At 71.7% G+C, this 17,264-nt stretch carries 16 protein-coding genes; 7 read left to right on the top strand and 9 right to left on the bottom strand.

From position 1 onward, the window contains the following. Positions 1-58: 58 nt before the first annotated feature. Positions 59-2,539 (bottom strand): glycogen/starch/alpha-glucan phosphorylase, encoded by a 2,481-nt coding sequence (locus tag ACIPY5_RS07270; protein ID WP_400968607.1) that lies wholly within the window; start codon positions 2,537-2,539, stop codon positions 59-61. Between the two features lie 104 nt (positions 2,540-2,643). On the opposite strand from ACIPY5_RS07270, the gene ACIPY5_RS07265 reads away from it, so the two are divergent. Together ACIPY5_RS07265 and ACIPY5_RS07260 are read left to right on the top strand one after the other, a co-directional pair. Continuing rightward, positions 2,644-3,543 carry a TipAS antibiotic-recognition domain-containing protein gene (locus ACIPY5_RS07265; RefSeq protein ID WP_400968604.1) on the top strand — a complete coding sequence of 300 codons (900 nt, stop codon included), beginning with the start codon at positions 2,644-2,646 and terminating at the stop codon, positions 3,541-3,543. Positions 3,544-3,663: 120 nt separating this feature from the next. Next, on the top strand, positions 3,664-5,049 hold the full coding sequence (locus ACIPY5_RS07260) for an FAD-dependent oxidoreductase (protein WP_400968601.1): 1,386 nt from the start codon (positions 3,664-3,666) through the stop codon (positions 5,047-5,049). 2 nt (positions 5,050-5,051) lie between these two features. Here ACIPY5_RS07260 and ACIPY5_RS07255 read toward each other — a convergent pair whose 3' ends face one another. Next, entirely contained in the window at positions 5,052-5,726 is a 675-nt protein-coding gene (locus ACIPY5_RS07255) for a Pr6Pr family membrane protein (RefSeq protein ID WP_400969848.1), read from the bottom strand. A gap of 310 nt (positions 5,727-6,036) precedes the next feature. On the opposite strand from ACIPY5_RS07255, the gene ACIPY5_RS07250 reads away from it, so the two are divergent. From ACIPY5_RS07250 to ACIPY5_RS07240, 3 genes are all read left to right on the top strand, one after another. After that, on the top strand, positions 6,037-6,444 hold the full coding sequence (locus tag ACIPY5_RS07250) for a fluoride efflux transporter FluC (RefSeq protein ID WP_400968599.1): 408 nt from the start codon (positions 6,037-6,039) through the stop codon (positions 6,442-6,444). Next, positions 6,441-6,806 carry a fluoride efflux transporter FluC gene (locus tag ACIPY5_RS07245; RefSeq protein WP_400968596.1) on the top strand — a complete coding sequence of 122 codons (366 nt, stop codon included), beginning with the start codon at positions 6,441-6,443 and terminating at the stop codon, positions 6,804-6,806. The genes ACIPY5_RS07250 and ACIPY5_RS07245 overlap by 4 nt, the downstream gene beginning before the upstream one ends. A 200-nt stretch (positions 6,807-7,006) precedes the next feature. Beyond that, positions 7,007-10,309 (top strand): efflux RND transporter permease subunit, encoded by a 3,303-nt coding sequence (locus ACIPY5_RS07240; protein ID WP_400968593.1) that lies wholly within the window; start codon positions 7,007-7,009, stop codon positions 10,307-10,309. Positions 10,310-10,392: 83 nt separating this feature from the next. Here ACIPY5_RS07240 and ACIPY5_RS07235 read toward each other — a convergent pair whose 3' ends face one another. From ACIPY5_RS07235 to ACIPY5_RS07220, 4 genes are read right to left on the bottom strand one after another with little or no spacing between them, the layout of a single operon-like run. Continuing rightward, positions 10,393-10,932: a YaeQ family protein gene (locus ACIPY5_RS07235; protein ID WP_400968590.1), complete on the bottom strand. Its 540-nt coding sequence runs from the start codon at positions 10,930-10,932 to the stop codon at positions 10,393-10,395. 12 nt (positions 10,933-10,944) lie between these two features. Beyond that, complete coding sequence (locus tag ACIPY5_RS07230; RefSeq protein ID WP_400968587.1) at positions 10,945-11,448, bottom strand: molybdenum cofactor biosynthesis protein B; 504 nt, start codon at positions 11,446-11,448, stop codon at positions 10,945-10,947. Continuing rightward, complete coding sequence (gene moaC / locus ACIPY5_RS07225; protein WP_400968584.1) at positions 11,445-11,915, bottom strand: cyclic pyranopterin monophosphate synthase MoaC; 471 nt, start codon at positions 11,913-11,915, stop codon at positions 11,445-11,447. The genes ACIPY5_RS07230 and moaC overlap by 4 nt, the downstream gene beginning before the upstream one ends. Positions 11,916-11,938: 23 nt before the next feature. Continuing rightward, positions 11,939-12,196 carry a MoaD/ThiS family protein gene (locus ACIPY5_RS07220; protein WP_309341649.1) on the bottom strand — a complete coding sequence of 86 codons (258 nt, stop codon included), beginning with the start codon at positions 12,194-12,196 and terminating at the stop codon, positions 11,939-11,941. Between the two features lie 91 nt (positions 12,197-12,287). Between ACIPY5_RS07220 and ACIPY5_RS07215 the strand changes: the two genes are divergently transcribed. Further along, positions 12,288-13,451, top strand: coding sequence for a ThiF family adenylyltransferase (locus ACIPY5_RS07215; RefSeq protein ID WP_400968581.1), 1,164 nt, complete (start codon positions 12,288-12,290; stop codon positions 13,449-13,451). Beyond that, entirely contained in the window at positions 13,448-13,858 is a 411-nt protein-coding gene (locus ACIPY5_RS07210) for a molybdenum cofactor biosynthesis protein MoaE (RefSeq protein ID WP_309341651.1), read from the top strand. Before ACIPY5_RS07215 ends, ACIPY5_RS07210 begins: the two co-directional genes overlap by 4 nt. Positions 13,859-14,007: 149 nt before the next feature. Here the strand turns inward: ACIPY5_RS07210 and moaA are convergent, their stop codons facing one another. The 3 genes from moaA to ACIPY5_RS07195 all read right to left on the bottom strand — a co-directional run bounded on the left by moaA (position 14,008) and on the right by ACIPY5_RS07195 (position 17,229). Then, the gene (moaA, locus tag ACIPY5_RS07205) at positions 14,008-15,132 is read right to left on the bottom strand and encodes a GTP 3',8-cyclase MoaA (protein ID WP_400968577.1); all 1,125 of its coding nucleotides are present in this window, start codon (positions 15,130-15,132) and stop codon (positions 14,008-14,010) included. A 124-nt stretch (positions 15,133-15,256) separates the two neighbouring features. After that, positions 15,257-16,366 carry a sulfate/molybdate ABC transporter ATP-binding protein gene (locus ACIPY5_RS07200; protein ID WP_400968574.1) on the bottom strand — a complete coding sequence of 370 codons (1,110 nt, stop codon included), beginning with the start codon at positions 16,364-16,366 and terminating at the stop codon, positions 15,257-15,259. Then, positions 16,363-17,229 carry an ABC transporter permease gene (locus ACIPY5_RS07195; RefSeq protein ID WP_400968571.1) on the bottom strand — a complete coding sequence of 289 codons (867 nt, stop codon included), beginning with the start codon at positions 17,227-17,229 and terminating at the stop codon, positions 16,363-16,365. The genes ACIPY5_RS07200 and ACIPY5_RS07195 overlap by 4 nt, the downstream gene beginning before the upstream one ends. Positions 17,230-17,264 lie beyond the last annotated feature (35 nt).

Below are 17,264 nucleotides of genomic sequence, written 5' to 3'. Positions count from 1 at the left end.
ACGCCGTTTCGTCTCGGTCGCGCTGCGCGCGTCCTCGCTCGACGACCGGTGAAGGCCGTCAGGCGGTCGGCGGGGTGTGCCAGATCCGGTCGATGTAGTCGCGGATCGAGCGGTCGGAGGAGAAGAAGCCGCAGCGGGCGACGTTGAGGATCGCGGCGCGGGTCCAGCCGTCCTGATCGGCGTAGGCCGCGTCCACGCGCTGCTGCGCGGCGATGTAGGCGGAGTAGTCGGCGAGCACCATGAAGCGGTCCTCGTAGAGGAGGTTCGAGACCACGGGCTCGAAGACCGAGCGGTCGCCGCCGGAGAACGCCCCGGACGCGATGAGGTCGATCGCGCGGCGGAGGCCCGCATCCGCCTGGTAGAACGCGGCCGGCTGATAGCCGGAGCGGGCGAGCTCCGAGACCTCGGGCTCGGTCATCCCGAACAGGAAGAAGTTGTCGTCGCCGACGAGTTCGCGGATCTCGACGTTCGCGCCGTCGTCGGTGCCGATCGTGAGCGCGCCGTTGAGCGCGAACTTCATGTTGCCCGTCCCCGAGGCCTCCTTGCCCGCCAGCGAGATCTGCTCGCTGAGATCCGCCGCGGGGATCACGCTCTCCGCGAGAGTGACGTTGTAGTTCGGCGGGAACAGCACCTGGAGGCGGCCGTCGAGGCGCGGATCCGTGTTGACGACGGATCCGACCGCGTTGATCAGATGGATGATCCGCTTGGCCATCGCGTACCCGGGGGCGGCCTTCGCGCCGAAGAGCACGGTGCGCGGCTGCAGATCCGCGAGCGGGATGCGGCCCGACACGACGCCCTCGTACTCACTCACCACATGCAGCACCTTGAGCAGCTGCCGCTTGTACTCGTGCAGCCGCTTGACCATCACGTCGACGAGATGGCCGTCGCCGACCCGCATCCCGTCGCGCGCCTGCAGCACCTCGTTCAGGCGGCGCTTGTTGCCGGCCTTGACCGCGGCGAACGACGCGCGGAACGCGGCGTCCTCGGCGAAGGGCTCGAGTTCGCGCAGGCGCTCCAGATCGGTGACCCAGCCGTCTCCGATCGCGTCGCTGATGAGCCCGGACAGGCCGGGGTTCGCGAGCCGGAGGAACCGGCGCGGCGTGACGCCGTTGGTGACGTTGGTGAACTTCTCCGGGAAGAACTCCGCGAACGCGGGCAGCACCTTGTCGCGCAGCAGCTGCGAGTGCAGCTCGGCCACGCCGTTGACCCTGCTGCCGGCGACGGTCGCGAGATACGCCATGCGCACGGCGCGCACCGGGAACTCCGCGATGATCGACATGTCGCGGATCCGCATCTCGTCGTCGCCGAACCGCGCACGCACGGCCTCCAGGAACTCCTCGTTGATCCGGTAGACGATCTCCAGATGCCGCGGCAGCAGGCGGCCGAGCAGCTCGACCGGCCACACCTCGAGCGCCTCCGGCAGGAGCGTGTGGCAGGTGTAGGCGAAGCACTGCTGCGTGACCGCCCAGGCCGCGTCCCAGTCCATGCCCCGCTCGTCGACGAGCACGCGCATGAGCTCGGGCACGGCGATCACCGGGTGGGTGTCGTTGAGCTGGAAGATCACCCGCTCGGGCAGCCGTGCGGGATCGAAGTCCTCCGGCAGCCGGTCGAGGAAGTCGCGGATCGATGCGGCGACGAAGAAGTACTGCTGCTGCAGGCGCAGCTCCTTGCCCTGCGGGGTGGAGTCCTCGGGGTAGAGCACCTTGGAGATGTTCTCGGCGAAGGTCTGCGCGCGCACGGCCTGCTCGTAGTCGCCGGAGTTGAAGATGCGCAGGTCGAAGGCGTCCGTCGCCTTCGCGCGCCACAGCCGCAGGGTGTTCACGCGGCCGTTCCGGAATCCCGGCACGAGATAGTCGTAGGGCACGGCGCTGACGTCCCATCCCGGGATCCACCGCGACCGGACGGTCCCGTCGTCGTCGACCGTCTCGGTGCGGCCGCCGAAAGATACGGTCTGCGCCGCCTCGGGGCGGGGCTGCTCCCAGGGGGCGCCGAGGGTGAGCCAGGCGTCGGGCTGCTCGACCTGCTGGCCGCCCTCGAACGTCTGGCGGAAGATGCCGTACTCGTAGCGGATCCCGTAGCCGATGCTCGGCACGCCGAGCGTGGCGAGCGAGTCGATGAAGCAGGCGGCGAGGCGCCCGAGGCCGCCGTTGCCGAGACCCGGCTCGATCTCGTGCCGGCGCAGGTCGTCGAGGTCGATGCCGCACGCGGCCATGGCGTCCGCCGCGATCCCGGCGAGGTCTCCGGCCAGCAGGTCGTTGTCGAGCTGGTTGCCGAGCAGGTACTCCGCGGACAGGTAGCAGACCGCCTTGGCCTGCGCCTCGGACTGGCGGTGCTGATCGGCCAGCGCGTGCAGCATCAGATAGTCGCGCACGGTGCGCGCGAGGGCGAGGTAGCGGTCGTTCGTGCTGGCATCGGCGAGCGTCACGCCGCCCTCGAAATTCAGGTTGCGCAGGAACTGCGCGGTGAAGCCGTCGACGGTCGGCGGAAGCTCGAGAGCGGGAACGGGCGGGTGCGGGGCGGTGGCATCGGAGGAGGTCACGCGACGAACGTACCGCAGGGATCCATCGCATCCTCCCGATCTTCTTGACCTTAACGCAACGTCAACTTCTACGGTGGTCTTATCGACGACGGAAGGAGGATCCCATGACGCATCGGGACTGGTCGATCCAGGAGATCGCGCGGCTGACCGGCACCACGAGCCGCACCCTGCGGCACTACGACGACATCGGTCTGCTGCCGCCGACGCGGGTCGCCTCGAACGGCTACCGGCACTACGACCAGGGCGCGCTCCTGCGCCTGCAGCGCATCCTGCTGCTGCGCGAGCTGGGGCTGGGCCTGCCGGCGATCGCCGAGGTCGTCGGGGCACCGGGATCCGGCCGATCGCCGGGTCCGGGAGCCGAGACGGCCGAGACGGCCGACACGGCCGTTGCGTCGGGGCCGGGCCGGAGGGCCAGCGCTGAGATCGAGGCGGCGGCCCTGGAGAAGCACCTCGCGCTGCTGCGCGCGGAGCAGACCAGGCTGACGCGGCAGATCGCGTCGGTCGAGAACACCATCACCACACTCAGAGAAGGAGGAGCACTCATGCCTGACGACATGTTCGACGGCTTCGATCACACCCAGTACAAGGACGAGGTCGAGTCCCGCTGGGGCACCAAGGCCTACGCCGACAGCGACCGCTGGTGGCGCGGGCTCGGCGCCGAGGGGCAGAACGCGTGGAAGGCGGTCGTCGCCGACCTCAACCGGAGCTGGATCGCGCTCGCCGAGGCGGGTACGGATCCGGCATCGCCGGAGGCGCAGGACGTGGCACGCCGCCACGTCGACTGGCTCACCGGCATCCCCGGCACCCCCGCCTACGGCGCGGCCGGAGATCGCAAGGCCTACGTCATCGGCCTCGGCGAGATGTATGTCGCGGATCCGCGCTTCGGGGCGAACTACGCCACGGACGCCGACCGCGCTGCGGCGGCGGCAACGGGAACGGCCGGCACCGCGGGTGCGGAGTTCGTCCGCGACGCCCTGCGCATCTACGCGGAGGGCAACCTCTAGGCCGCGCCGGTCGGCAGGTCGGCCGGATCCGGATGCGGATCGAGCGAGGCCATGCACGGTCTGACCGTGCGTGGCCTCGCTCGATGCCCCCTCGCGGCGCCGGGATAGGCTGGCACCACGATGGGCATCTCGCGGCGAACCCTGCTCGTCGGCGCCGGGACCGGTGCCGTCGCGGTGCTGCTCGCGGCCTGCACGCCGGAGCCGCAGCCCACGAAGACGCCGACGACCGCCCCGCCCTCCCCGACGCCGACCGTGACGCCGGGCGCCGCACCGGAGCCGACCGCCTGGATGCGCAGCACCTGGTCGACGGACGCGTACTCCCGCGGGGCGATGAGCTATCTGCCCGCCGGGGCGACGCCCCAGCTGCGCAAGGATCTCGCCGTGCCGATCGGCACCCGCGTGTTCCTCGCCGGAGAGGCCACGGATCCGGATCATCCCGGAACGGTTCCCGGTGCGATCGACTCCGGGCAGCGCGCCGCCGCCCAGCTCATCGCCGCCTCGGCGAGCGGCGAGCGCATCGCCGTGGTCGGCGCCGGCGCCGCCGGAGCCGCCGCCGCCCGCGCCCTCACCGCTGCCGGGCGCACGGTGACCGTGCTCGAGGCGCGCGAGCGCACCGGCGGTCGGATCCGCTCGGTCGCCGACAAGGCCTGGCCGGTCCCGGTGCAGCTCGGCGCGTGGCTCTCGGCGGGCGAGGGGGCGGGAACCCTCGGCGGCGAGCTCGCCGCACAGGGCGTGCACCGGGTGACGTTCGACAGGGCCACCGGCTGGTCGAAGGACGGCGCGGCGCCGGCGATCGACGCGGGAGCGCTGCGGAACGCCGTCGACAAGGCGGCGAACGCTCCCTCCGATGTCTCGATCGACGCCTCGCTCACGGCCGCCGGCGCGGATCCCGCCGATCCCGCGCTCGCCGCAGCTCTCGCCTGGGTGCAGGCGACCACGGGCGCCGACGTCGCGAAGGCGTCGAGCTGGTTCCCGCCCGCATTCGCCCCCGACGCCCTCGTCGGCGCCGACGGCGATGTCGGCGTGCTGGTGGACTCGCCGCTCGACGGCATCAAGGTCACTCTCGCCTCGCCCGTGACGCGCGTCGCGTACGACGATTCGGGGGTGAGTCTGCGTCTGGGCACGGGCGAGTCGCTCTCCTTCGATCGCGTCGTCGTGACCGCGCCGCTCGGCGTGCTGCAGCATCAGGCGATCGAGTTCGCGCCTCCGCTGCCGTTCGGCCACCGGGGTGCGATCGCCGCGCTCGCCTCCGGTTACGTCGAGACCGTGTGGGCGCAGTTCGACGAGGCGTTCTGGAAGGTCGACGCCGACCTCTGGCACATCGTCGGCGGCGACGGTCCCATCCGCACCTGGCTGAACCTGCAGCCGGTGACCGGCAGGCCCGTGCTCGTCGGCCTGGTCGGCGGGCCGGATGCCGAGGCGTTCGCGAAACTCGGAGACGGCGATGCGGAGGCGGCCGTGCGGGAGTCGCTCCGGTTCTTCGTCTCGGCGACGCCCACGCCCTGAGCTCAGGCCGGATCCGGCTCCTCCGGGGCTGCCCTCGGCGCCGTGCGCAGATCCGTCCTGGCGGTGGTGTGCAGCCGGCTGAGCGCGACCAGGCCGCTCGCGACGGCCGCGAAGATCGCGAGGGCGATCGCGCACGTCACGACCATCTCGGGGGTCCCGGAGACCTGCCGTGGATCCAGGAAGTAGTACGGGTACCAGCCGACGACGCCGCCCCGCCAGATCGTGAACACGCCCCAGACGGCCGGGTACAGCAGCACGTACGGCACGATCCGCCAGGACGCGGCACGCCGGCCGGGGCCGAACACCCAGGCGACGATCGTCCACGCAGGAAGCACGAAGTGCAGCACGACATCCGACCACGGCACCCAGATGGGGATGCCGTGCAGGCCCGCCTGCCACACGATCAGCGCGAATGCGAGGCCGGCCGTGATGGTCCAGCTGAGCACGACGGCCCTGGCGGTGGTGAGCCAGGTCGGATCCTCCGGGGTGCGCAGGGCGATGATCCCTGCGATGAGGGCGAGGACCGCGAACACGATGTTCGACTCGATCGTGAGGTACGCGAGGTAGTTCTGGCCGGCGATGGTCTGCGAGCCCAGCCCCCAGAACAGCCGGTCCACGAGGGCGACTCCGCACACGCCCGCGGTGAGCAGGCGCGACCAGCCGAAGGCCATCCTCATGGTCACTCGCGCGTCGTCCTCCTCGGCCGGGGCTGTTCGACGGCCCCTCGGGTCGGGTCGCCCGCCACCCGGCCGAGTCTACGTAACCCCGATGTGCCCGGTCCGGATCCGGGGCCTTCCGTGCGAGGTCGGGCCGGGTTCGGCCGGGTTCCGGGCGCACTCTTCCGTTTCGGGGCGCACCTCTCCGTTTTGGGGCGCGTGTGGCCGGGATTTCGTGGCGGGGCGCGCCCCAAAACCGGGAAATGCGCCCCAGAACGCAGCGGGGCAGCCCCGGCCGCGGCCCGAAAGCCCCGGGTCTAGGCTGGCGGACGTGACCTCGCCCGTGCCGCTCCGCCTCGCGCTGGTCGTCGCGGGCGGTGTGGTCGGATCCGCCGCGCGGCTCGCACTGGGGCTCGCGCTGCCGGCCCCCGGCGGGAGCGGCCTCGGCGCCGTGCCCTGGGCAACCCTCATCGCGAACATCGTGGGGGCGTTCCTCATCGGGGTGCTCGCCGCGCGGCTGCCCTCGTCGAGCGGGGTCCGGATCCTCCTCGGCACCGGGGTGCTCGGCGGCTTCACGACCTACAGCGCGTTCGCCGTCGGAAGCGTCTCGCTCTGGCACGCGCAGCCCTGGCTCGCCGCGGCCTACGCGATCGGCAGCCTCGTGCTCGGCCTCGGCGCCGCGGCCCTCGGTCTCGACCTCGCGCGTCCCCGCTCCTCGCACACGCAGGCGCACGGATGAGCCCGCTGGTCTTCCTGTACGCCGCGCTCGCCGGGGGCGTCGGCGCGGGGCTGCGCTACCTCGTCGACCTCGGCGTCGCGCGGCTGGTCGGCACCCGGTACCCGTGGGGCGTGCTCGTGATCAACCTCACCGGATCCTTCGCGCTCGGCGTGGTCACGGGGGGCTTCCCCGGGGCGGCGTTCATCGTCGGAGCAGGCCTCCTCGGGGGCTACACCACGTTCAGCACGGCCATGCTCGACACGGTCGCGCTGTGGCGGGACGGATCCTCCCGCGCGGCCGTCTTCAACGCCGTGGGGATGCTGATCCTCGGCGTGCTCGCGGCCATCGCCGGGCTCGCGCTCGGCACCGCCCTCACCGCCTGAGCCTCGGTGCCGGGAACCCGTGGTGCGACGATCAGCGCACGGTGCGACGATCGGCACACGGATCCACGTCGCCACGTGTGCGAACCGTCCCCTGCCGTGCAGATCGTCGAACCGGGATCCTGTGACGAGGGCGATACCCGGGCGTTCTAGAATCTGGCCTGTACGCCCGATCCTCCGCACCGGGGTACGAAGGGGGACCCGTGTCGAAGCTCGCCGTCCTGAGCCTGCGCAACCGCGCCCTGATCGCGCTCATCACGATCGTCGCCGCGGTGTTCGGCGGCCTCGCGCTCACGAACCTGAAGCAGGAGCTGATCCCGTCGATCGAGTTCCCGCAGCTCGCGATCGTCGCGAGCTACCCCGGCGCCTCGCCCGAGGTCGTCGAGCACGACGTGTCGACTCCGATCGAGACGGCGATCCAGGGCGTGCCCGGGCTCGACACGTCCACCGCGACGAGCACGACCAACTCCTCCGTGATCCAGGCGTCCTTCGCCTACGGCACCAACCTCGCGACCGCCGAGCAGAAGATCAACCAGGCGATCGGGCGGATCAAGTCGCAGCTGCCGGACGGGGTCGATCCGCAGGTCATCACCGCGTCGATCGACGACTTCCCGGTGATCCAGCTCGCCGTCACCGGGTTCTCCGATGCGGAGGCGGCGCAGCAGCGCCTCACGAACACGATCATCCCGAAGATCGAGCGGCTCAAGGGCGTGAACGCCGCCTCGCTCGTCGGCGGACAGGGCAAGCGCCTCACGATCACGCCCGACAACACCGCCCTGCTGGCGGCGGGGCTCTCCTCGAGCGCGATCAAGGATGCGCTGCAGCAGAACGGCACGCTGTTCCCCGGCGGATCCATCACCGAGAACGACAACACGCTCACGGTGCAGACCGGTGAGAAGCTCACGAGCGTCGAGCAGGTGCAGGCGATCCCGCTGATCGGCGCGACGGTGCCCGGTGCCACGGTCGGATCCGTCGCGAAGGTCGAGATCGACGGGGATCCGGTCACCTCGCTCTCGCGCGTCGACGGCAAGACCGCCCTCACGATCGCGGTGACCAAGCTGCCGTCCGCGAACACGGTGGACGTGTCCAAGGCCGTGACCGATCTCATCCCGCAGCTCAAGAAGGATCTGCCGGGTGCGACCTTCACGACGGTGTTCGACCAAGCGCCGTTCATCCAGCAGTCGATCGAGTCGCTCGCGCAGGAGGGCCTGCTCGGCCTCGTCTTCGCGGTGATCGTGATCCTGATCTTCCTGCTGTCGGTGCGCTCGACGCTCGTCACGGCGATCTCGATCCCCACCAGCGTCCTCATCACCTTCATCGGGATCCAGGCGTTCGGGTACTCGCTGAACATCCTCACGCTCGGCGCGCTCACGATCGCGATCGGCCGCGTCGTGGACGACTCGATCGTCGTGATCGAGAACATCAAGCGGCACTACGTGCAGGGTGCCGACAAGAAGGCCGCGATCATCAGCGCCGTGCGCGAGGTCGCGATGGCGGTCACCGCCTCGACGATCACGACCGTCGCGGTCTTCCTGCCGATCGCCTTCGTCGGTGACATGACCGGGGAGCTCTTCCGGCCGTTCGCGCTCACCGTGACGATCGCGATGACGGCCTCGCTGCTCGTCGCGCTCACGATCGTTCCGGTGCTCGCGTACTGGTTCCTGCGCCCCGGCAAGCCGCTGATCGGCGCGGACGGCCACGCGATCGACCCCGAGCACGAGGACGCCCCGCCGACGCGGCTGCAGAAGGCGTACCTGCCGATCCTGCGCTGGACCCTCCGGCACTCCTGGATCACGCTCGTGCTCGCGGTCGTCGTGCTCATCGGCACGATGGCGGCCGCCCCGCTCATGAAGGTGAACTTCCTCGGATCCAGCGGGCAGAACACGTTCACCATGACGCAGTCGCTGGGCCAGGCGCCCAGCCTCGACGCCGAGGACAAGGCCGCGCAGAAGGTCGAGGAGGCGATCAAGGGGATCAAGGGCATCAAGACCGTGCAGGTCTCGATCGGCTCGAGCGGATCCGCCCTCCGCGACGCGTTCTCCGGCGGCGGCGCCGGCATCACCTACTCGATCACGACGGATCCGTCGGCGAACCAGGACACCGTCCAGGCCGACGTGCGTGCGGCGGTGAAGAAGCTCGACGGCGTCGGCGACATCACGATCGCCGCCTCGCAGGGGTTCGGATCCAGCGACATCCAGGTGAAGATCACCGCGCCCGACGAGAAGACGCTGACCGACGCGACCGACGCGCTCGTGAAGGAGCTCAAGGGCTCGGCCGGCGTCAACCAGGTCACGAGCAACCTCTCGGCCTCGCTGCCGTACATCTCGGTGCAGGTCGACCGCGCGGCCGCCGCGCAGCACGGTCTCAGCGAGGTCGCGGTCGGCGGCATCGTCTCCCAGGCGATGCGGCCGCAGCAGATCGGATCCGTGGAGATCGACGGATCCTCGCTCACGGTCTACCTGCAGAGCGCGAACCCGCCGACCACGGTGGACGAGCTGAAGGCCCTCACGATCCCGAGCCGTGCCGGGCTGATCCGCCTGGACCAGATCGCGACCGTGCAGCAGAGCGAGAGCCCGGCCTCGGTCACGACCCAGCGCGGTCAGCGCACCGCGACCGTCTCGGTGTCGCCTGCGGGCAACGACCTCGCGAGCGCCTCGACCTCGGTGTCGAAGGCGATCACGAACGCGAAGCTGCCGTCCGGGGCCGATGCGTCGCTCGGCGGCGTGGTCACGCAGCAGCAGGACGCGTTCGGCCAGCTCGGGCTCGCGATGCTCGCGGCGATCCTCATCGTCTACATCGTGATGGTCGCGACGTTCAAGTCGCTGCGCCAGCCGATCCTGCTGCTGAGCTCGGTGCCGTTCGCGGCGACCGGCGCGATCCTGCTGCAGATCGCGACCGGCGTGCCGCTCGGCGTCGCATCACTCATCGGCGTGCTGATGCTGATCGGCATCGTGGTGACGAACGCGATCGTGCTCGTGGATCTCGTGAACCAGTACCGCGAGAAGGGCATGAACGCGCACGATGCGACGATCGCGGGTGGATCCCGGCGTCTCCGGCCGATCCTGATGACCGCGCTCGCCACGATCTTCGCGCTCACCCCGATGGCCCTCGGCATCACCGGGCACGGCGGCTTCATCTCGCAGCCGCTCGCGATCGTCGTGATCGGCGGCCTGGTGTCGTCGACCGTGCTGACGCTGCTCGTGCTGCCCACGCTCTACAACCTCGTCGAGGGGGCGAGGGAGCGCCGGGCCGCCAAGCGCGCGGCGAAGGCCGGGGAGGCTGACGGGGCAGGCGCGGTGCTGGCCGGAGTCGGAGCGGGCGCGGTGCTCGCCGGAGAGGCCTCGGCCGAGGCGTCTTCCGCGGACGGCGCTTCGATGCCGCCGCACCACCCGACCCGCCGCGAACTGCGCGAGCACGGTCAGCCCGATGTCCCCACGGGGCCGTCGAGCGTAGACGCCGCAGGGTCTCCCCAGGGGTCGTTGAGCGAAGACGCCGCAGGCGACTGAGACGAAACGCGGTGCCCTCGCGGGAGGAATTCCGCGACGGCACCGCGTTCGGGGCCGCCGCGCTCGCTCGTGCCCCCGAACGGTCAGCCGAGTTCGTGCTCGTGGATCGTCGTCGTCAGCGTCGTGCCGTTGAGGTCGAGGTAGAGCACGCGCTCGGTGACGGTCATCGTCACGGTGTTGCGCCGCTCGAGCAGCGGCACGACCGACTCGATGAAGCCGGGGTCGAAGCTGTAGACGCGGATGTCCTCCGCGCGGTGGATCCGCTTGCCCTCCCACGGCGCCATGACCTTGGCCGGGTCGCGGTGGGTGTAGACGACGGTGCGGTCGGCGAGGCGGCTGCCGTAATGCAGGCGCTCGGCATCGGGGGCGCCGACCTCGATCCAGACCGTGGTGCGGCCGGTGAGATCGCGCACGACGACGGCGGGCTCCTCGGTGGACGACAGCCCCTCGCTGAACGCCACGCCCTCGGTGAACTCCAGGCCGTAGGCGAGGAGGCGGGTCAGCATGTACGCGTCGGTCTCCGAGGGATGCCGCGCGACGCGCAGCGAGTAGTCCTCGTAGACGCCGCGGTCGGTGTCCGCCAGCTGCACGTCGAAGGTGTGGATCGTCGCCCCGATAGCCATAGGCGTCTCAGCCTACGGGGCGCGTCCGTGGTCGCCGGCGCCGCGGAGCTGGGCGAGCAGGTGGTCGAGGATCGGATCCAGCACGGCGAGCCCGTCGCGCACCCCGCCCCGTGAGCCGGGCAGGTTCATCACGACCGTGCGGCCGGCGACTCCGGCCACGCCGCGGGTCAGCAGCGCCATCGGGGTCGCCGCGAGGCCGCGGCGGCGCAGCTCCTCCATGAGGCCGGGGATCTCGCGGTCGAGGAGCGCCGCGGTCGCCTCGGGCGTGCGGTCGTCGGGGGAGAGCCCGGTGCCTCCGGTCGTGAGCAGCAGGTCCGGGGCGCTGTCGAGGGCGTTCGCGAGGGCGTCCGCGACGGAGGCGTCGGCGACGACGACCGGATCCGCGGTAGCGAACCCGCGCTCGGCGAGCCACGCGCGGATGAGCGGACCCGTCTCGTCGGCGTAGACGCCCGCAGAGGCGCGCGTGGACACCACGAGCACGGTCGCGGAGCGGACGGACGACGGCTCCGCGGTCACTCGGCGGTCCAGTCGCCGCTCTTGCCGCCGGACTTCGCGAGCACCCGGATGTCGCCGATCACGGCGTGCTTGTCGACCGCCTTGATCATGTCGTAGAGCGTGAGCGCCGCGATGCTCGCGGCCGTGAGGGCCTCCATCTCGACACCGGTCACGCCCTTCGTGACGGCGGTGGCGACGATGCGCACGCGGTCGCCCTCGGGGACGAGGTCGATCTCGACCCGGCTCAGCGGCAGCGGATGACAGAGCGGGATGAGCGCCGAGGTCTGCTTCGCGCCCATGATCCCGGCGATGCGTGCGGTGCCGAGCGCCTCGCCCTTGGGCAGCGATCCGTCGGCGATCTGCGCCACGACGGCGGCGGTCGTCTGCAGCACCGCCTGCGCGCGCGCCTCGCGCCGGGTCACGGCCTTGTCGGTCACGTCCACCATGTGCGCGGATCCGTCGGCCCGCAGGTGCGTCAGCTCGCTCATCACGTCTCCAGACTCGTGCCTGCTCAACCGCCGGCGAAGGGCGGCAGGATGTCGACGGTCGATCCCAGCGGCCGGGCGTCGTCGCGGCTGACCGTGCCGTCGACGAGGAAGGATCCCGACTTCAGCACCTTCGCCATCGGCGCACCGTAGCGTCCGAGCAGCTCTGCGCGCAGGGCTCCCACCGTAGACACGGCATCGGGGCCGTCCACGATCAGCTGCTCCTGATCGCGTCCAGCGGCCTCGGCGGCTGCGGCGAAGTACCGCACGGTGATGGTGGCCATGTCCTCAATCTAGCCCGTATTGCGGAAATCAGCATCCGCATCATGGAAATCTGACCGTCTCGCGGGCCATTCCCCGCGTACACTCGATCCTATGATCGCGCTCGTCGAGCCGGGGCCGGAACTGCCGCCCGAACACATCGCCCGGTACAGCCGCCAGCTCATGCTGCCCGGCTTCGGTGAGACCGCGCAGCGGCGCCTGCGCGCGGCCAGGGTGCTCGTGATCGGCGCGGGCGGCCTCGGCAGCGCCCTCGTCCCCGCGCTCGCCGGCAGCGGCGTCGGCACGATCGGCGTGATCGACGACGACGTGGTCGAGCTGTCCAACCTGCACCGCCAGCTCAGCCACGGCATGGACGACATCGGTCGGTCCAAGGTCGGCTCCCTCGCCGACACCGTGCGCGACATCGATCCGGGGATCCTGGTGCGTCCCTATCGCGAGCGTGCGACGGCCGAGACCCTGCCGGGAATCCTCGCCGAATACGACCTCCTCGTCGACGGCAGCGACAACTTCCCCACCCGCTACCTCGCCGACGACGCGGCGCGCCTCGCCGGGAAGCCCCTGGTCTGGGGATCCATCCTGCGCTTCCAGGGGCAGGTCGGCGTCGCGGTGCCGGACGTCGGGTTCCGAGACCTCTTCCCCGTGCCGCCCGCCGCCGACGAGGTGCTCTCGTGCGAGCTCGGCGGAGTGCTCGCGAGCCTGTGCACCGCGATCGGATCCTTCATGGCGACCGAGGTCGTCAAGCTCGTCACCGGGATCGGCGAGCCGCTCGTCGGCCGCGTACTGTTCTACGACGCGCTCACGGCGAGCACCCGCGAGATCGGCTTCGAGCGCGCCGCGGACGCGCCGCCCGTGACCGAGCTGGTCGACTACGAGCTGTTCTGCGGCACGGCTGCCGCCGGCGACGCCTCCGCGCTGTCGGCCGCCGAGGTGCTGCGGCTGCGGCGGGAGGACGAGGTGCGGCTCCTCGACGTGCGCGAGCCGCACGAGACCCTGCTGCGAGGCATCCCGGGGGCGGCAGCGCTGCCGCTCGGTGCGCTGGAAGGCGGCGCTCCGCTTCCCGAGACTCTCGGCGACGGCCCGGTCGTGGTCTTCTGCGAGAAGGATCCGCGTTCGCAGCGTGCGGTGCGCGTGCTGCGCGAGCGCGGCGTCGACGCGCGCTATCTCGCCGGCGGGATCAGCGCTTTCGCGGCGGTCGGCGGAGAGACCGAGGGCACGGGCGCAGCGGCTGCACCGAGCGAGCGGACGGAGTCGGAATGAGCGAGCGCGCGATCATCAGCGACCAGCCCCTGGACGAGTCGGTCATCCGCGGGGCGGTCGGCGACGCGGCGCACGGTGCGACCGTGATGTTCTGCGGCGTCGTGCGCGACCACGACGGCGGGCAGGCCGTGCGTTCCCTGGACTACCGCGCCCACCCCGACGCGGAGCGGTTCCTCGAGGAGATCGTCGATCGCGTGACGGCCGAGACCGGGCTGCTCGTCGCGGCGGCGCACCGCGTCGGCGACCTCCGGATCGGCGATGTCGCCCTGTTCGCGGCCGCATCCGCGGGGCACCGCAAGGAGGCGTTCGAAGCGTGCGAGCGCCTGGTCGAGGAGATCAAGCGCGGCGTGCCGATCTGGAAGCGCCAGCACTACGCCGACGGCGTCTCGGAGTGGGTCGGGCTCTGACGGCTCGGCTGCCCCACCTGCCTCGACGCCCCCTCTGATGACCGACGCCCCCTCGCAGGGACGTATCTCAGCGGGGGCGTGGATACGCAGAGGGGGCGTCGACGGAAGAAGGCCGAACTAAGGAGGGCCGACGTTGAAGCGTCCCCGCCTCAGCCGCCGATGTAGCTCATCTCGATGCGGTCGCGGGCGGCGCGCAGCTCGGGGGTGAGGCTCGACCGGATCTCCGAGTAGCGGTCGTCGCGGACGCCCCAGATCCGGGCGAGCGTGGCGGTGAGCTCGGCATCGTCCGCGCCGCCGCGCAGCAGCGCGCGCAGGTCGTGCCCCTCTGTGGCGAACAGGCACGTGAACAGGCGCCCCTCGGTGGACAGGCGGGCGCGGTTGCAGGGGCCGCAGAACGCGTTCGTGACGGACGAGATCACGCCGATCTCCCCGGATCCGTCGGCGTAGCGCCAGCGCTTCGCGGTCTCGCCGGTGGCGGCGGGGGCGACGGGCTCGAGCGGGAAGCGGGAGTCGATCGTCGCGACGATCTCCGCGGAGGGGACGACCTCGTCCAGGGTCCAGCCGTTGGTCGCGCCGACGTCCATGTACTCGATGAAGCGAAGCACGTGTCCCGTCCCGCGGAAGTGCTCCGCGAGGCTCAGTATCTCGCCGTCGTTGAGCCCGCGCTTGACGACCGTGTTGAGCTTCACGGGCATTCCCGCGGCCTGTGCGGCGTCGATGCCCTGCAGCACGCGCGCGACGGGGAACTCCACGTCGTTCATGCGACGGAACAGCTGATCGTCGAGGGAATCGATGGACACCGTGACGCGGTCGACGCCCGCCGCCTTGAGCGCTTCGGCCTTGACGGCGAGAGCGGATCCGTTCGTCGTCAGCGCGATCTCGGGCTTCGTGCCGTCGAGCGTGCGCAGGGCCGCGAGCCGCGCGACCAGATCCTCGATGCCGCGGCGCAGCAGCGGCTCGCCTCCGGTGAGGCGCAGTTTGCGGACGCCGTTCGCGAGAGCGGCGCGGGCGATCCGCTCGATCTCCTCGAAGGTGAGCAGTTCATGCCGTTCCAGGAATGCATAGTCCCGGCCGAACACCTCCCGCGGCATGCAATAGACGCAGCGGAAGTTGCACCGGTCCGTGACGGAGATCCGCAGGTCGCGCAGAGGGCGGTCCCTGGCGTCGAGGACGCCGGTCGACGGCAGCCGCCGAGCACCCCGGGGGACGGCGAGGAGGGAGCCAGCACGCGCCGGAGCGGCATCGGTCTCGAGTGATCGCGGCGAGATCGTCATCGGTCGGCCCCCTTTCGATGGGCAACCGTAGCACCGCTGAGAGGGAGCGGGATCCGCGAGGCGCAACGCGAGGCGGCGGGACGCCCTTCGTCTCGCTCCGCTCGCTCAGGGACCGACGCGAGGCTCAGCCGAGGTCGGAGCGGATCGAGACATCGGCCTCTTCGATGCGGAACGACAGGTGCTGACCGGGGCGCAGGCCGAGGTTCACGGCGTGCGTCGAGGGGCAGTCCACGGCGACGCGGGGGTGCTCCGCGGTGTGCAGCCTGATCCCGCCGGGGATCGGGTCGAGCTGTGCGACGCGGCCGGTCCAGCGGTTCGGCGACGGGGCGGATTCGGGGGTCGCGGTGCGGCCGAGGCCTCCGGATTCGTCGAGCGGATCCACGCGCACGGATCCCGGCGCGAACACGGCGCTCCCCGTCTCGCCGGCCCGCAGCGCATCGCTGTGCCCGCGGAGCAGGAGCCCGCCCGCAGAGACGACGCCGTCGCCGGCGCCGACCGCCTCGAGGCGGTTCACGCCGGCGAGCGCTGCCACGAACTCGGAGCGCGGATGCCCCAGCACCTCGGCGGTGCTGCCGCCCTGCACCACCGTTCCGTCGTGCATCACGAGCGTGCGGGCGGCGAGGATCAGTGCGTCCATCGGGTCGTGCGTGACGAGCACGATCGGGATCGCGGGGCTCTCGCTGTGCTGCGCGGCGATGAGGCGCCTGGCCTGCGCGGCGGACTGCGCGTCGAGCGCGGCGAACGGCTCGTCCAGCAGCAGTGCGTCGGGCTCGGAGGCGAGGGCGCGTGCGATCGCGGCGCGCTGCTGCTGCCCGCCGGAGAGCTCGGCGGGGCGGCGCGCGGCGAGGCCGCCGAGCCCCACCTCCTCCAGCCGCCGGTCGGCGCGACGACGGGCCTCGGCGCGCGGGACGCCCTGCGCGCGCGGCCCGAAGGCCACGTTCTCGCGCACGGACAGGTGCGGGAACAGCAGCGGGCGCTGCCCGAGCAGCGCGATGCGCCGGCGCGCCGGAGGGACATGGATCCCGCGCGCCGTGCCGGACCGGGCGGGCGCGTCGAGCACGCGATCGCCGACCGCGACGGATCCGGAGACGGGGAGGAGGCCGGCGATCGCGTCGAGCAGCGTCGACTTGCCGGATCCGTTCGGTCCGATGACGGCGAGGATCTCGCCCGGCTGCGCCTCGAACGCCGCGGACATCGCGAAACCGCCGCGACGCGCGCGCAGATCGACCTTCATCGCACGGCCCCCGCCCGCCAGCCGCGCACCAGCACGAGCACCGCGAGGGCGACGATGATCAGCAGGAGCGACAGCGCGATCGCGGTGTCCTCCTCGACCCCGGCGCCGTTGAAGGCCGTGTAGATCGCGAGCGGCATGGTGCGGGTGACCCCGGCGGCGTTGCCGGCGAACAGCGCGGTCGCGCCGAACTCGCCGAGCGCCCGCGCGAAGCACAGCACCGTGCCGGCGATCAGCCCGGGGGTCGCGAGCGGCAGCGTCACCCGGCGGAAGACCGTGAAGCGGCTCGCGCCGAGGCCCGCTGCCACCCGCTCGTGCTCGGTGCCGATCGCGCGCAGCGCGCCCTCGATCGAGATCACCAGGAACGGTAGCGCCACGAAAGCCTGCGCGATCACCACGGCCGCGGTCGTGAACGGGATCCTGATCCCCGCGACGGCCAGTGCTCCGCCGAGCAGGCCGTTGCGTCCGAGCAGGGCGAGCAGCGCGATGCCCCCGACGAGCGGGGGCAGCACGAGCGGCAGGGTGGTCAGCGTGCGCAGCACCGAGGCGAGCCAGCCGGGGCTGCGCGCCATCGCGACCGCGAGCGGCACCCCGAGGATCGCGCAGATCACGGTCGCGATCGCGGCCGTGGACAGGGAGAGCCCGAGCGCCTGCAGCGCTGCGGGAGAGGTGATCGCCGCCGGAACCGTCGCCCAGTCCAGCCGCACCAGCAGGGCGATGAAGGGCAGCACGAGCAGCAGCACGGCGATGATCGCCGGGACCAGCAGCCAGGCGGGCAGGTGCTCCCCGCGCCGTCGCAGGACGGGCGCGGGGAGCACGGGTGCGGCATCCGGGGTCGGGGAGTCGCCGCGCGCGGCCGCCGTCATCGACGACCCGGCCGCGCGCGGTTCCCTCCGGCCCT

Origin of the sequence: Microbacterium sp. NPDC089698, from assembly GCF_044749045.1 — a bacterium.
Lineage (GTDB): Bacteria > Actinomycetota > Actinomycetes > Actinomycetales > Microbacteriaceae > Microbacterium.
This window is presented reverse-complemented; position numbering and strand designations above follow the sequence as displayed.

Bases quoted from the DNA above. Each gene is read 5' to 3' on its own strand.
- ACIPY5_RS07210 (WP_309341651.1), top strand. From the start codon at position 13,448: ATGAGCGAGCGCGCGATCATCAGCGACCAGCCCCTGGACGAGTCGGTC.
- ACIPY5_RS07265 (WP_400968604.1), top strand. From the start codon at position 2,644: ATGACGCATCGGGACTGGTCGATCCAGGAGATCGCGCGGCTGACCGGC.
- ACIPY5_RS07235 (WP_400968590.1), bottom strand. From the start codon at position 10,932: ATGGCTATCGGGGCGACGATCCACACCTTCGACGTGCAGCTGGCGGAC.
- ACIPY5_RS07215 (WP_400968581.1), top strand. From the start codon at position 12,288: ATGATCGCGCTCGTCGAGCCGGGGCCGGAACTGCCGCCCGAACACATC.
- ACIPY5_RS07220 (WP_309341649.1), bottom strand. From the start codon at position 12,196: ATGGCCACCATCACCGTGCGGTACTTCGCCGCAGCCGCCGAGGCCGCT.
- ACIPY5_RS07245 (WP_400968596.1), top strand. From the start codon at position 6,441: ATGAGCCCGCTGGTCTTCCTGTACGCCGCGCTCGCCGGGGGCGTCGGC.
- ACIPY5_RS07255 (WP_400969848.1), bottom strand. From the start codon at position 5,726: ATGAGGATGGCCTTCGGCTGGTCGCGCCTGCTCACCGCGGGCGTGTGC.
- ACIPY5_RS07200 (WP_400968574.1), bottom strand. From the start codon at position 16,366: ATGAAGGTCGATCTGCGCGCGCGTCGCGGCGGTTTCGCGATGTCCGCG.
- moaA (WP_400968577.1), bottom strand. From the start codon at position 15,132: ATGACGATCTCGCCGCGATCACTCGAGACCGATGCCGCTCCGGCGCGT.
- ACIPY5_RS07260 (WP_400968601.1), top strand. From the start codon at position 3,664: ATGGGCATCTCGCGGCGAACCCTGCTCGTCGGCGCCGGGACCGGTGCC.
- moaC (WP_400968584.1), bottom strand. From the start codon at position 11,915: ATGAGCGAGCTGACGCACCTGCGGGCCGACGGATCCGCGCACATGGTG.
- ACIPY5_RS07195 (WP_400968571.1), bottom strand. From the start codon at position 17,229: ATGACGGCGGCCGCGCGCGGCGACTCCCCGACCCCGGATGCCGCACCC.